The 14,249-nt window shown below is 71.6% G+C and carries 11 protein-coding genes; 10 read left to right on the forward strand and 1 reads right to left on the reverse strand.

The window, feature by feature from the left end; genetic code table 11:
* From DLJ53_RS06380 to larB, 10 genes are all read left to right on the forward strand, one after another.
* Positions 1–1,212 carry an ABC transporter substrate-binding protein gene (locus DLJ53_RS06380; protein ID WP_111343255.1) on the forward strand — a complete coding sequence of 404 codons (1,212 nt, stop codon included), beginning with the start codon at positions 1–3 and terminating at the stop codon, positions 1,210–1,212.
* A gap of 67 nt (positions 1,213–1,279) precedes the next feature.
* Positions 1,280–2,203: a branched-chain amino acid ABC transporter permease gene (locus DLJ53_RS06385; protein ID WP_404801130.1), complete on the forward strand. Its 924-nt coding sequence runs from the start codon at positions 1,280–1,282 to the stop codon at positions 2,201–2,203.
* Entirely contained in the window at positions 2,203–3,240 is a 1,038-nt protein-coding gene (locus tag DLJ53_RS06390; RefSeq protein ID WP_111343256.1) for a branched-chain amino acid ABC transporter permease, read from the forward strand. Before DLJ53_RS06385 ends, DLJ53_RS06390 begins: the two co-directional genes overlap by 1 nt.
* Positions 3,241–3,243: 3 nt before the next feature.
* A complete protein-coding gene (locus DLJ53_RS06395) occupies positions 3,244–4,203 on the forward strand; it encodes an NAD-dependent epimerase/dehydratase family protein (RefSeq protein WP_111343258.1) in 960 nt (319 codons plus the stop codon).
* Between the two features lie 148 nt (positions 4,204–4,351).
* Complete coding sequence (locus tag DLJ53_RS06400; RefSeq protein WP_111344157.1) at positions 4,352–5,578, forward strand: metallophosphoesterase family protein; 1,227 nt, start codon at positions 4,352–4,354, stop codon at positions 5,576–5,578.
* A complete protein-coding gene (locus DLJ53_RS06405) occupies positions 5,578–9,045 on the forward strand; it encodes an ATP-binding protein (protein ID WP_111343260.1) in 3,468 nt (1,155 codons plus the stop codon). The genes DLJ53_RS06400 and DLJ53_RS06405 overlap by 1 nt, the downstream gene beginning before the upstream one ends.
* 66 nt (positions 9,046–9,111) lie before the next feature.
* Entirely contained in the window at positions 9,112–10,398 is a 1,287-nt protein-coding gene (locus DLJ53_RS06410) for a nickel pincer cofactor-dependent isomerase, group 22 (RefSeq protein ID WP_111343261.1), read from the forward strand.
* A gap of 1 nt (position 10,399) precedes the next feature.
* Positions 10,400–11,545, forward strand: coding sequence for a nickel pincer cofactor biosynthesis protein LarC (gene larC, locus DLJ53_RS06415; RefSeq protein ID WP_244935013.1), 1,146 nt, complete (start codon positions 10,400–10,402; stop codon positions 11,543–11,545).
* Complete coding sequence (gene larE / locus DLJ53_RS06420) at positions 11,542–12,384, forward strand: ATP-dependent sacrificial sulfur transferase LarE (RefSeq protein ID WP_202913014.1); 843 nt, start codon at positions 11,542–11,544, stop codon at positions 12,382–12,384. Before larC ends, larE begins: the two co-directional genes overlap by 4 nt.
* A gap of 29 nt (positions 12,385–12,413) precedes the next feature.
* On the forward strand, positions 12,414–13,058 hold the full coding sequence (larB, locus tag DLJ53_RS06425; protein WP_111344163.1) for a nickel pincer cofactor biosynthesis protein LarB: 645 nt from the start codon (positions 12,414–12,416) through the stop codon (positions 13,056–13,058).
* 337 nt (positions 13,059–13,395) lie between these two features.
* On the opposite strand, the gene fghA is transcribed toward larB, so the two are convergent.
* Positions 13,396–14,226 (reverse strand): S-formylglutathione hydrolase, encoded by an 831-nt coding sequence (gene fghA, locus DLJ53_RS06430; protein ID WP_111343263.1) that lies wholly within the window; start codon positions 14,224–14,226, stop codon positions 13,396–13,398.
* Between the last annotated feature and the right edge of the window lie 23 nt (positions 14,227–14,249).

Below are 14,249 nucleotides of genomic sequence, written 5' to 3' on the forward strand. Positions count from 1 at the left end.
ATGGGTCTGAAGAAGGTCCTTCTGGCAGGTGTCGCTGGTCTCGCCATGACCATGAGCGCCCACGCCCAGTATTCCAACGACGGCATCACGCTCGGCGTGCTCACCGACATGTCCGGCGTCTACGCCGACGTCGGCGGCCAGGGTTCGGTGGTCGCCGCGCAGATGGCGATCGAGGATTTTGGCGGCACCTTCAACGGCCAGCCGATCAAGCTTCTCTCCGCCGACCACCAGAACAAGGCCGATATCGGCGCCAACATCGCCCGCCAGTGGGCCGATACCGACGGCGTCGACGCGATCTTCGACATTCTGAACTCCGCCGTGGGTCTCGCGGTGCAGCAGGTCGCGACCGAGAAGAACATCGTCTCGATGAACTCCGGCGCCGCCACTACCGCGCTCACCAACGAGCAGTGCTCGCCGAACGGCGTCCACTACGTCTACGACACCTACGCCCTCGCCACCGGCACGGGCGGCGCGATGGTGAAGGAAGGCGGCAAGAGCTGGTTCTTCATCACCGCCGACTACGCCTTCGGCCACGCCCTCGAGGCCGATACGTCGAACGCCGTGAAGGGCGCCGGCGGCGAGGTGCTCGGCTCGGTCCGCGCGCCGCTGTCCAACCAGGACTTCTCGTCCTTCCTGCTGCAGGCGCAGGCCTCCGGCGCGGACGTGATCGGCCTCGCCAACGCGGGCGGTGACACCGTCAATTCCATCAAGCAGGCGCAGGAGTTCGGCATCGTCGCGGCCGGGCAGAAGCTCGCGGGTCTGCTGATCTTCCTGACCGACATCCACGCGCTGGGCCTCGAGACCACCGCCGGCCTCACGATCACCACCGGCTGGTACTGGGACCTCAACGACGACACCCGCGCGTTCGCCAAGCGCTATTCGGAGAAGATGGGCGGCTCCATGCCGACCATGGTCCATGCCGGCGTCTACTCGTCGATCATGAACTACCTGAAGGCGGCGGAAGAGGCCGGCACCGACGATGGCAAGAAGGTCGTCGAGCAGCTGCGCAAGATGGAGATCAACGACGTCTTCGCGCAGGGCGGCAAGATCCGCGAGGACGGCCTGCACTTCCACGACATGTACCTGGCCCAGATCAAGTCGCCCTCCGAGTCGAAGGGGCCGTGGGACTACTACAACATCGTGACGAAGATCCCGGCTGCGGAGGCGTACCAGGCCCTCGAGGACGTGCGCTGCCCGCTGCTGAAGAAGTAATCCACCCGTCCGGTAACGAGAGCCGGCCCCACGTCTCGGGGCCGGCGATCCCGCGAAAGGTTTCGTCGTGATCGAATTCCTTGGCGTCCCGCTGCCGCTGTTCATGGGCCAATTGCTCATCGGGCTCATCAACGGGTCGTTCTATGCCGTCCTTTCGCTGGGGCTGGCTCTGATCTTCGGCCTCCTCAACATCGTGAACTTCGCGCATGGCGCGCTCTACATGGTGGGGGCCTTCGTCGCCTATCTGCTGCTGCAGTACATCGGCGTCGGCTACTGGCCGGCCCTGATCCTGGCGCCGATCATCGTGGCCGGCTTCGGCATGGTGATCGAACGCTTCCTGCTGCGCCCGCTGCACGACCTCGACCACCTCTACGGCCTGCTGCTGACGTTCGGTCTGGCGCTGGTCCTCGAAGGCAGCTTCCGCCACTTCTACGGCGTGTCGGGCCTGCCCTACAGCATTCCCGATTCCCTCTCCGGCGCGCAGCGCCTGATGCTGCCGTCCTGGATCACGGGCGGGGATCCGGCGTTCATGATGGCGCTGCCGAACTACCGCGCCTGGGTCATCGTCGCCTCGCTGATCATCTGCACGGCGACCTACATCCTGATCGAGCGGACCAAGCTCGGCGCGCTGATGCGCGCGGCCACCGAGAACCCGGACCTCGTGCGCGCCTTCGGCGTCAACGTGCCGATGCTCATCACGCTGACCTACGGCCTGGGCGTGGGGCTCGCGGCGTTCGCCGGCGTCCTCGCCGCGCCGATCTACTCGGTCAATCCCATCATGGGCTCGCACATCATCATCGTGGTGTTCGCCATCGTCGTCATCGGCGGCCTCGGCTCGATCGGCGGCGCCATCATCTCCGGCTTCATGCTGGGCGTGATCGAGGGCATCACCAAGGTCTTCTACCCGGAAGCGTCCAACGTCGTGATCTTCGTGGTGATGGCCATCGTCCTCATCGTTCGCCCCGCGGGCCTGTTCGGAAAGGGAGCGTGATGGCCACGAACACTTCCAGCACTTGGCAGGGCTGGGCCAAGTTCGCCGTCGCTGTCGCGGTCCTCATCGCGCTGCCGCACGTCCTCTACCCGGTGTTCCTCGCCAAGGTGCTGTGCTTCGCGCTCTTCGCGGCGGCCTTCAACCTGCTGCTGGGCTACGCCGGCCTCCTGTCCTTCGGCCACGCCGCCTTCTTCGGCTTCGCGGCCTACGTCTCGGCGCACACCGCGAAGGAGTGGGGCTTCACGCCGGAGCTCGCGATCATCGCCGGCACGCTGGTCGCGGCGGTCCTCGGCGTGCTGATGGGGCTGCTCGCCATCCGCCGCCAGGGCATCTACTTCGCGATGGTCACGCTGGCGCTGGCGCAGATGGTCTTCTTCATCTGCGTGCAGGCACCGTTCACCCACGGTGAGGACGGCATCCAGGGCGTGCCGCGCGGGTACTTCCTCGGGCTCTTCAGCCTGGAGTCGAACTTCGCGATCTACTACTTCGTGCTCGCGGTCTTCCTGATCGGCGTCATCATCATCCACCGCACGGTCCACTCGCCGTTCGGGCAGGTGCTGAAGTCGATCCGCGAGAACGAGCCGCGGGCCATCTCACTCGGCTACGACGCGGACCGCTACAAGCTGCTCGCCTTCATCCTGTCGGCGACGCTCGCGGGAATGGCCGGCTCCACCAAGGTGCTCGTCTTCAAGCTCGCCTCGCTGACGGACGTCGCGTGGCAGATGTCCGGCGAGGTCGTGCTGATGACGATGCTCGGCGGCGTGGGCACGATGCTGGGACCGATCGTCGGCGCTTCCATCATCGTCACCATGCAGAACTATCTCGCCGAGATCGGGCAGCTCACGCTCATCATCCAGGGCCTGGTGTTCGTGTTCTGCGTGCTGCTGTTCCGCCGCGGCATCGTCGGCGAGATCAAGCACTGGTGGACCAGGTTGCGCGGCGGCAAGGACGAGCCGGCCCACCTCGGCCCGTCCGGCTCCACGGGCCTCTCCGACGGCGACGCGGAAGCCGCGCACGCTCAAGAGCGAGCCTCCTAGGCGATGGCCCGCATCCTCATCACCGGTGCGGCCGGGTTCCTCGGCCGCACGGTGGTCGAGGCGCTGGTCCGGCACGGGGAGCTCGACGGCCCGGCGGGGTACGAGCCGGTCACCACCGTGACCCTCGTCGACCGCGTCCCGTCATCGCCGCCGGACACCCCGTTCGAGGTTCGCGTCACCGTCGCGAGCCTCACCGACACCGACCTCGCGCCGCTCGTCGCGGAGGCGGACGTCATCATCCACCTCGCCGCCTCGCTGACCATCGCGTCGGAACGGGACGTGCCGGCGGGCTACGACCTCAACCTCCAGGTCCCGATCCGGATCCTGGAGGCGGCGCGCCTGAGCGGGCGCAATCCCCGGGTGATCTTCCCGTCGTCCATCGCCGTCTTCGGCGGGACGCTGCCGGACCGGGTGTCCGAGGCGACGGTCACGACGCCGCAGACGTCCTACGGCACCGCCAAGGCGATGGTCGAGCTGATGCTCTCCGACTATGCCCGCCACGGCTACGCCGACGGTCGGGCGATCCGCATCCCCATCGTGGTGACCCGGCCGGGGCTGCCGCATCCGGTCGTGTCGGACATCGTCAGCGAGGTCATCCGCGGGCCGATCGTCGGGCGCAAGGTCGTCTCGCCGCTCGACCCGGACATGCCGTTCCCGCTGGTGACGGTCGAGCGCGTGGCGCAGAACATCATCGCCCTGGCGGAGCGGCCGACGGCGTCCTTCGGGGCGAGCCGCGCGCTGCACCAGCCGGGCCTCAAGACGACCCCGCGCGAGATGGTGGACAGCCTGCGCCGCATCGTCGGCGAGAAGGCGGCGAGCCGCGTCTCGTTCCAGCCGGACCTCGCCGTGACGCGGGTCGTCGCGAGCTGGCCGAGCGATTTCACCTCCGACGTCGACCAGCCGCTCGCGGGCGACGAGGACGTCGACGGCATCGTGCACGCCGCCGTCGCCCGCTTCAGCTGAGGGCGCAGCGGGGCGGGCGGGGAGCGCCCCTCCGTCGCGGTCACACATGGCGTCGGCCGGAAAGCTGGGGATCAGGCGCAACCACAGCGCGACCTTTCTTCCACCCGGGGGGCCGGATGCCGTAACCGTGGCGGTCGCGGAGGGTGCCGTGACGACGTTTCGGTTTTTGCATGCTGCGGATCTCCACCTCGGCAGCCCGTTCAGGGGCCTCGCCGTGCGCGACGAGGCCGTGGCCGGCCGCTTCGCCCAGGCGACGCGTACCGCGCTGACCCGCCTGATCGACGAGGCGCTGGCGGCGGAGGTCGCCTTCGCGGTGATCGCCGGCGACGTCTATGACGGGGCGTGGAAGGACAACAGCGTCGGGCTGTTCTTCAACCGCGAGATCTCGCGTCTCGCCCGGGCGGGGATTCCGAGCTACGTCCTGCGCGGCAATCACGACGCGGACAGCGTCGTCACCCAGACCATCGCACTGCCCGAGGCCGTCCATGCGTTCGAGACGCGCAAGGCATCGACCTTCGTGCTGCCGGACCTCGCCGTCGCGCTGCACGGCCAGGGGTTCGCATCGCGCGCCGCGGAGGAGAACCTCGTGCGCGCCTATCCCGCTCCGGTGGCGGGACATTTCAACATCGGCGTCCTGCATACCTCGCTGACCGGCCACGCGGCCCACGCCACCTACGCGCCGTGCACCGTCGAGGACCTCAGGAGCCGCGGCTACGACTACTGGGCCCTCGGCCACGTCCACGACTTCGCGGTGATGGCGGAGGACCCGATGGTGGTCTTCCCCGGCAACCTGCAGGGCCGCAGTGTGCGCGAGACCGGCGCGAAGGGGGCCGTCATCGTCACGGTGGAGGACGGGCGCGTCGCCGGGTTCGAGCGCGTCATCGTCGACGACGCCCGCTGGGCGCTCGCCGAGGTCGACATCTCCGACTGCGCGGATCTTCCGGCGGCCCTGCGGCTCGTCGAGGAGCGCATCGCCGAGGAGGCGGCGGACCTCGGCGACCGAACCATGGCGCTGCGCGTGCGGCTGACGGGGCGGACCGGGCTGCGCTCGGCGATCCTCGCCGCGAAGGGGCAGTTGTCGGACGACATCCAGGCCGCCGCGCACCGGATCAACGCCGACGTCTGGCTGGAGCAGGTGAAGCTCGACCTCACCGCTCCGGAGACGGCGCCGGTGGATTTCGGCTTCGACCTCGCCGCCGCGCTGCGCGACCTCTCGGCCGACCCGGAGATGCGGGCGCGGGCCGAGGCGATCATCGGCGAGATCGCGACGCGTCTGCCGTCGGGGCGGGCCGCCGACGAGGCGCCGCTCGGCGAGGACACGGATGCGCTGATCGCCGAGGCGGTCGAGCTCGTCGCCGTCAGGGCGCGCGGCTGATGCGCTTCACCCGCCTCGACCTCATCCGTTACGCCGCCTACGAGAACAAGCGGCTGACGTTCGACCCGGGCGCGGCGCTCCACGTCGTCTACGGTCCGAACGAGGCCGGCAAGTCCTCGGCGCTCGCCGCGATCTCCGATCTCCTGTTCGGCTTCTCGCGCGCCAAGGACGCGCCGAAGGTCGACTTCCGGCACGAAGGCAAGAACCTGCGCCTCGGCGCCGCGCTGACGAGTGCCGCGGGCGAGGAGATCGCCTTCCGTCGCCGCCGCGGCAACAAGGCGACGCTGCTCGACGACACCGACGACGAGAAGGCGCTCAACGACGACGCCCTGGCGCCCTGGACCGGCGGCCTGACGCGCGAGATCTTCACCGCCTCCTTCGGTCTCAACTCCGACACGCTGCGCGCGGGGGCGGAGGACATGCTGCAGCCGGGCGGCGAGCTCGGCTCCATCGTGATGGCGGCGGCGTCGGGTCTGATCGGCCTGTCGGACCTTCGCGCGAGGCTCGATGCGGAGGCGGACGAACTCTACGCCAAACGCGCCTCGACCCGGGCGCTCAACAAGGCGGAGGAGCGGTTCAAGGTCGCACGCGAGGCGGAGCGGGGAGGGGAGCTGAAGTCGAGCCGCTGGCGCGAGCTCAACCAGTCCATCGACGCCGCGGAGGAGGCGCTCGCCGAGACGCGCCGGTCCCGCCAGTCCGTGCTGACGGAGGAGAAGCGGATCGAGGCCCTGCGCGCGCTGCGCGGCGTGGTCGCCGAGATCGACGGCGGCGCCGGGACGCTCGCCGCGTTCGGCGATCTCGACGCCGTCCCGCGCGGCCTGAGCGCGTCGCTCGCCGAACATCTCGCCGCGCTCGCCGAGGCGGATCGCCGGCTGGCGGACGCGCGCACCGGCGCGGAAGCCGCGCGGCGGCACCACGAGGGGATCACCGTCGACGAGGCGATGCTGGCTCACGCGGCGGAGGTGCAGGCCGTCTTCAAGGACAGCGGCGCCTACGCCCAGCTTGCCGACGACCTGCCCACCGCCGCCGCGGACCGGGAGGCGGAGGCGGCGCGCATCGCCGACCGCGCGCGCCGCCTCGGCACCCCGCCCGACGCGGTCGCGAGCCGCCAGCCGACCGACGCGGCGCTGGAGCGGGCCGCGACGTCGGCCGCCGCGCTCCGCGCGCTCGATGCCCAGCGGGAGGAGACCGCCAAGGCGCTCGCGAGGGGCGAGGAGGCGCTGGCCGAGCTCGACCGCGACCGCTCCGCCGCCCATCTGGTGGACCCGCAGGCGGCCAAGGCGAACCTCGCCGCCCTGCAGCCCCGCCTCGACGCGCTGAAGGGGCGCGACAGGATCACCGCCCGGCTCCGCGCGCTCGAGCGCGACGTCGATACCGGGGCGGCCGCGCTCTCTCCCGCCCCGAACCTCGCCGCGCCGGGGCTGGCGAGCCTGCCCGCCGTGCCCCGCCTTGCCGAGCAGGCCGAGTCGCTGCGCGAGATCGAGCGCGACGGCCGGGCCCGCCTGGAGCGGCTGCGCGAGCAGCAGGCCAAGTTGAAGGGGGTCGAGCGCCGCATCGCCGAGGCGGAGGCCGCCGGCCCCGTGCCGAGCGCCGAGACCGTGGCCGGCGCCCGCCGGGCCCGTGACGTCGCGCTGGCGGCCGTCGGCCGCGCCGCGACCGGCGAGGAGCCGCTCGGGCACGACGCCGCCGTCTCCGCGGTCGCCACCGCCGGGCGCCTCACCAGCGAGGCCGACGCCCTCGCCGACCAGGCGCTCGGCGAGGCCTCCCGGGTGAACCTCTACCTGACGCTGAAGTCCGAGGCCGCCGAGCTTGGCGACGACATCGAGCGGCGGGAGGCCGACCTTGCCGACCTTCGCGTCCAGCTCTCCGCCGAGAAGGAGGCCTGGCGCTCCCCCTTCACCGCGATCGGCCTGGAGCCGGGCCGGCCGGACGAGATGGTCGAGTGGCGCCGCCGGCTCGACGCCCTGCTGGAGGAACGCGCGGAGGCGCACGGCCTCGCCGACGAGCTGGCCGCGCTCGCCGAGGAGGAGAAGGCCACCGCCGGCGCCCTCGCCGCGATCGCCGGGTCCATCGGCTTCGCGCTGCCGCCGCTCCCGACCGACGCCCTCGCCGCCCGGCTGGCCGAGCGGATCGCCGAGCTGGGCGAGGCCTGGCTCGCCGGACAGCAGACGACGCGCCTTCGCGTCCACCACGAGACCGACATCGAGCGCCACACCGCACGCCTCGCCGGGATCGACGCCGAGCGCGCCGCCGAGGCCGACCGCCTCGCGCGCGCCGCGGTGGACCTCGGCCTCCCGGCGGACGCGACCGCCGCCGAGGTCGACGCCACCATCGCCCTCTGGCGCGAGCTGCCGGACCTCATCGACCGGCGCGACACGGCCGAGCGCCGCCATGCCGCGCTCCTCGCCACCCGGGAGCGGTTCGAGAGCGCGGTCGGGCACCTCGTCGCCACGCTGGCACCCGACCTTGCCGACCTCCCGCCCGCCGCCGCCTGCGCCGAGCTCGCCGACCGCGCCGGCGCCGCCCGGTCCGCCAAGGAGCGCCGCGACGCCGCCGCCGAAGCCCTGCGCGCCGCCGATGAGGCGCTGGACGACCTCGCGGCCCAGTACGAGACCGCCGTGGCGGCGGCCGATGCCGCGTTCGCCGGACTTCCGGAGGGCGACCGCGCACGCCTCGTCGAGCGGCTCGGCGAGCGGGACCGCGCCGCGGCCGACCTTGCCGCCTGCCGCCGCCGCTTCGCCGAGATCGCGCCCGGCGAGGACGAGGCCACCGTGCGCGACGCGCTCGCCCGCCTCGACCCCGCCGCCGCCGACGCGCGCCGGGACGAGCTCGCCCGCGAAGCCGCCCGCCTCGGCGAGGAGGAGAACGTCGCCTACGCCACCCTCAGGGAGCGCCAGCGCGAGCGCGACGCCCTCTCCGCCGGGCAGGGCGCCGAGGCGGCCGCCTTCGAGAAGAACGCCGCCGCCGCCGAGATGGAGGGGATCGCCCGCAACTGGGCCGTCCTGCGCATCGCCTCCCAGCTCCTCGCATCGGCGATCGAGCGGCAGCGCCAGCGCCATCACGCCCCGCTGATCGAGCGCGCCGGTGCCCTCTTCGCGACGCTTACCAACGGCGCCTACGGCGGCCTCGCCCAGCGCTTCGACGAGACCGACCGCATGCAGCTCTACGCCCAGCGCGGCGAGGAGATCCTGGAACGCTCGGCGCTCTCGGACGGGACGCGCGACCAGCTCTTCCTCGCGCTGCGCCTCGCCATCGTCGAGGATTTCGCGAGCCGCAACGAGCCGGCGCCGTTCATCGGCGACGACATCTTCCAGACCTTCGACGACGACCGGACCGCGGCCGGCCTCGTCGCGCTGGCCGACGTCGGCGCCAGGGTGCAGCCGATCCTCTTCGCCCACCACCGCAGCGTGGTGGAGATCGCCCGCGACCGGCTCGGCGAACGCGTGGACGTGATCGAACTCGCCTGACCGGCTTCGCCTCCTCGCAAAGCGCGTGCTATAGCATCAGGCAAACAGCTCGGTGGGAGGGGCAAAATGGAGGTTCTGGAGCGTCTGGTCGGTGACATCGCGCTGCCGAAGATGGTTCGCGTCCGCCAGAAATTCGCGGACGATCATATCGCCGACGTGGCCGGCGCGGTCCTTCAGGGCCTGAGGAAGCCCGAGATCGCCGGGCGCGTCACGCCGGGCATGTCGATCGCCATCGCGGTCGGCAGCCGCGGCCTCGCCGACCTCCCGATCCTCGTCGCCGCCACCGTAAAGGGCCTCAAGGAGGCCGGCGCGGAGCCGTTCATCGTCCCCGCCATGGGCAGTCACGGCGGCGCCACCGCCGAGGGGCAGGCCCTGCTCCTCAACGGCCTCGGCGTCACCGAGGAGGCCGTCGGCGCGCCGATCCGCTCCTCGATGGAGACGGTCTCGCTCGGCAAACTCCCCAACGGCCTGCCGGTCCTCATGGACAGGCACGCGATGGAGGCCGACGGGATCGTCGTCCTCAACCGCGTGAAGCCGCACACCTCGTTCTCCGCGCCGATCGAGAGCGGGCTCGCCAAGATGATCACCATCGGCCTCGGCAAGCAGGAAGGGGCGGCGAGCTGCCACGCCATGGGCTTCGGCTACATGGCCGACAACGTGGTCGACATGGCGAGGATCAAGCTCGACAAGTGCAGGATCCTCTTCGGCATCGCCACCGTCGAGAACAGCTACGACAGGATCTGCCGCGTCGAGGTCGTGCCCGCCGAGTCGATCCTCGACGAGGAGCCGGCCCTCCTGAAGGAAGCCAAGCAGCGGCTGCCGCGGATCATGTTCAACCCGCTCGACGTCCTCGTCGTCGACCGGATGGGCAAGGAATTCTCCGGCACCGGCATGGACCCGAACATCACCGGCCGTGCCTCCACCTCGCTGGTCCAGGGCTCGCTGACCACGGCCCGCATGGTGGTGCTCGACCTGACCGCCAAGGGCGGCGGCAACGCCACCGGCATCGGCCTCGCCGACGTCACCACGCGCAAGCTCTTCAACAAGATCGACCTCGTCGCGACCTACGCCAACCACATCACCTCGACGGTGCTGTCGGGTGCCAAGATCCCGATGATCATGGAGACCGAGCGCCTCGCGATCATGGCGGCGGTCCGCACCTGCAACGCGCTCGACATGAGCAAGCTGCGGATGGTGCGCATCCCGAACACGCTGCACATCGGCGAGATCCAGATCTCCGAATCCCTCCTCGGCGAGGCGAAGGCGAACCCGGCCGTCGAGATCCTCGGGGAACCGGAGGCGATGACATTCGACGCGGCCGGGGAGCTCGCAGAGTTCGCGGCCGCGCACTGAGGTGACACCCTTCCACGTCCATCTGGATCCCGTCGGCGGCGTCGCCGGGGACATGTTCGTCGCCGCGATGCTGTCGGCCCGGCCGGAGCTCACCGAGCGCGTGATGGCCGACGTCCACGCGGTCCTGCCGCCCGATGCGGCGGCGATGCTGACCGAGGGCTCGTCCGGCGCGCTGTCGGGCTACCGCTTCGGACTGGAGCGCACGAGCCTTGCCGACCGCCCCGTCAGCTACGGCGCCTTCCGCACGATGATCGGCGATGCCAGGCTCGCGCAGGGCACCCGCCTCGCCGCGCTCGACATCATGGAGCGGCTCGGCTGGGCGGAGGCCGCGATCCACCGCGTCCCCCTCGACGACGTGCATTTCCACGAGATCGCCGACTGGGACACGCTGATGGACGTCGTCGCGGCGGGCTCGATCTCCGCCGCGCTCGCTGCGACCTGGAGCATCGCGGCGTTGCCGCTGGGCGGCGGCCTTGTGCGGACGGCACACGGCCTGCTGCCAGTGCCGGCGCCCGCCACGACGATGATCCTCACCGGCTACGACTGGCGCGACGATGGGGTCCCAGGCGAGCGCGTCACGCCGACGGGCGCCGCGATCGTCGCACACCTCACGGCCGGCGCGGGCAGCGGGGCGCGCCGGGGCGGCCGGCTCGCGGCCATGGGCACCGGCCTCGGCACGCGCGAGCTGGAGGGCGTTCCCAACGTCCTGCGCGTTACGGTGTTCGAGACGGACGGCCCGCGCTCGGAGCGCACCGAGATGATGACCTTCGAGGTCGACGACATGACCGGCGAGGAGATCGCCACGGCCGCCGACCTCCTGCGCAAGGTGCAGGGCGTGCGCGACATCGTCCTCGTCCCCGCGTTCGGAAAGAAGGGCAGGCCGGTGACGCGGGTGGAGCTTCAGGCCGACCCGGCTGCCGGCGATCGGGTCCGCGACGCGGTGTTCTCGCAGACCTCGACCCTCGGGGTGCGGCGCCAGGAGATGCGGCGCGACATCCTCCCGCGCGCCAAGGGGCTAGAGAAGGGGCAGTCGGTGAAGCATGCCGTACGGCCCGGCGGCGTCGTCACCACCAAGGTCGAGCAGGACGAGCTGACGGCGGAGACGCTCCAGGCCCGCCGCCGCGCCGCCCACGAGGCGGAACAGTGACGCTCGTCGACCGGGACCGCGGCGAGACGCCGGACGCGGCGTTCGACGTCGCCGGGGCGCTCGGCCGCCTCGACCGCGCCTTCGGCGGACACCAGTGGACCATCGCGGTGTCCGGCGGTGTCGATTCGATGACGCTCGCGACCCTCGCCCACCGCCGCCTCGCTGTCCGTCCGCGGATGGTCCACGCCACCTCGCCGGCGGTCCCGTCGGAGGCGCGTGGACGCGTCGAGCGGCACGCGGGGGCCGAGGGGTGGTGGCTCGAGGTCATCGACGCCGGCGAGTTCGCCGACCCGGACTACCGCGCCAATCCGGTCAACCGCTGCTATTTCTGCAAGTCCCGCCTCTACGGCTCGATCGATGCGGTGATCCGCGCGGCGGGCGGCGGCCTCGTCGCCTCGGGCACCAATCAGGACGACCTCGGCGACTTCCGGCCCGGCCTCGCCGCGGCCGAGGAGCGCGGGGTGCGCCACCCCTTCGTCGAAGCCGGGATCGGCAAGGCCGCGATCCGCGGGCTCGCCCACGCGCACGGGCTCGACTTCGCCGACCTGCCGGCCCAGCCGTGCCTGTCGAGCCGTGTCGAGACGGGGCTCGCGATCCAGCCCGCGGACCTCGCCTTCGTCGACGCGCTGGAACAGCGACTGCGCGGCGCGGCGCCCGACGGACGCGCGATCCGCGTGCGCCTGCGCCACGGCGGCGTCGCCGTGGAGACGGATTGCGGCGAGGCGCTCTGGGGCCGCCTGGGGGCGATCGCCGAAGCCGCCTGCGCCGGCGCGGGGCGGCCGTTCCTGGGCGTGGAACGCTACCGGATGGGATCCGCCTTCCTGAAGGGCCCGCTTTGACCCTCTCGACCCGAACGCCGGGCGCCGTGATGGACTGGGACCGGGAGGCACGTACGGGGCTGCCCGAGGCCGTCTTCTGTGCCGGCAAGACCCCGGCGCAGATCGACGCCATCTTCGCGAGCGCCGTCGCCGGTGGCCACCGCCTCCTCATGACGCGGCTCGACGCCGGGCGCCACGCCGCCCTCGCCGGGGAAACGCGCGCCACACTCGACTACGACGCGCTCTCCGCGACCGCGATCCACGGCGGGGTGGCGCCCGCCCGGCCCGGGCGCATCGCGATCGTCACCGGCGGACTGGCGGACCTCCCCGCCGCCACCGAGGCCCTCAGGACCCTGGCGTTCTGCGGGATCGACGCCGAACTCGTCGCCGACGTGGGCGTCGCCGGCCTCTGGCGGCTGCTCGAGCGCATCGAGGAGATCCGCGAGGCGGATGTCGTCATCGCCGTCGCCGGGATGGAAGGGGCGATCTTCTCCGTCCTCGCCGGCCTCGTCGCCGCACCCATCATCGCGCTTCCCGTCTCCGTCGGCACCGGCGTCAGCGCGGGCGGGCGGCTCGCGCTGGAATCGGCGCTCGGGAGCTGCGCCCCGGGGCTGGTCGCGGTCAACATCGACAACGGCTTCGGCGCCGCACAGGCCGCGATCCGGATGCTGGGGCGAACCGCCGCGGGGGTGTGACCGGGAAGCGCCGCGCGGGCTCCGGCTTCACCAGGAAACAGGGCGCGCCGCCTGTGTCCCGGAGCCACCCATCGCTGATTGAAGCCCTGCACCGGGCCGCGACGGGGTGCAAGGCACACTTCGTTCTTCGGCCTTGCACCCCGTCGCGCCCCGGCGCCTGCCGGGCTTCAGCGATGGCTGGCTCCGGGAAACAGGCTGAGGCCGTGCCGTCAGGTGGCGGGGGGGACCGGGCCGTTGGTGCGCCGGGAAAAGATCAGGAAAGAAGAAGGGGAGCGCGTTTGCGGCGCTCCCCTTCGGGCCGTTCGTCCCGTGGTCTGGTAAGGCGGGTTCCGCGGCCTCAGGCGAGGCGCTCGGCGTGCCAGGCGATGTGCTCGGCCATGAACGTCGAGATGAAGTAGTAGGAGTGGTCGTAGCCCTGCTGCATGCGCAGGGTGAGGGCGATGCCGGCATCCTCGCACGCCTTGACGAGGAGTTCCGGGCGCAGCTCCGTGATGACGAAGCTGTCCGACTCGCCCTGGTCCACCAGGATCTCCGGTACGCGCGCGCCGTCCTCGATCAGCGCCACCGCGTCATGCCGGCGCCACGCCGCCGGATCCTCGCCGAGATACTCCGAGAACGCCTTTACGCCCCACGGGACCTGGCTCGGCGCGACGATCGGCGCGAAGGCCGAGACGCTGCGGTAGCGGTCCGGGTTGCGCAGCGCGACGGTCAGCGCGCCGTGCCCGCCCATCGAGTGGCCGAAGATCGACTGCCGGTCCGCGGCCACGTTGAAGTTGGCCCTGATGAGGGCCGGCAGCTCCTCCTCGACGTACGTCCGCATCCTGAAGTGCGGCGCCCAGGGGGCCTCGGTGGCGTCGACGTAGAAGCCGGCGCCCTGGCCGAGGTCGTACGCCTCGTCGTCGGCGACGTCCTCGCCGCGCGGGCTCGTGTCCGGGCAGACGACGACGATGCCGAGCTCGGCCGCCGCCTGGCGGTACTCGCCCTTTTCCATCACGTTGGCGTGGGTGCAGGTCAGGCCGGAGAGGTAGGTCAGCACCGGGCACGGGGTCTCGAGCGCCTGCGGCGGGACGAATACGCCGAGTGTCATCGGCGTGCCCGTCGCCGAGGATGTGTGCCTGCAAACGAGCTGTTCGCCACCGAAGGCGGTCCAGCGCGATACGATCTCCATGAGTGCGCCCGTCGTTTCTTTCG

The sequence above is a fragment of the Acuticoccus sediminis genome (assembly GCF_003258595.1).
GTDB classification, from domain to species: Bacteria; Pseudomonadota; Alphaproteobacteria; order Rhizobiales; family Amorphaceae; genus Acuticoccus; species Acuticoccus sediminis.

Excerpts from the sequence above, each read along its gene's own strand:
- DLJ53_RS06380 (WP_111343255.1), top strand. The coding sequence starts at position 1 with ATGGGTCTGAAGAAGGTCCTTCTGGCAGGTGTCGCTGGTCTCGCCATG.
- larB (WP_111344163.1), top strand. The coding sequence starts at position 12,414 with ATGGACTGGGACCGGGAGGCACGTACGGGGCTGCCCGAGGCCGTCTTC.
- DLJ53_RS06390 (WP_111343256.1), top strand. The coding sequence starts at position 2,203 with ATGGCCACGAACACTTCCAGCACTTGGCAGGGCTGGGCCAAGTTCGCC.
- fghA (WP_111343263.1), bottom strand. The coding sequence starts at position 14,226 with ATGGAGATCGTATCGCGCTGGACCGCCTTCGGTGGCGAACAGCTCGTT.
- DLJ53_RS06395 (WP_111343258.1), top strand. The coding sequence starts at position 3,244 with ATGGCCCGCATCCTCATCACCGGTGCGGCCGGGTTCCTCGGCCGCACG.
- DLJ53_RS06410 (WP_111343261.1), top strand. The coding sequence starts at position 9,112 with ATGGAGGTTCTGGAGCGTCTGGTCGGTGACATCGCGCTGCCGAAGATG.
- DLJ53_RS06405 (WP_111343260.1), top strand. The coding sequence starts at position 5,578 with ATGCGCTTCACCCGCCTCGACCTCATCCGTTACGCCGCCTACGAGAAC.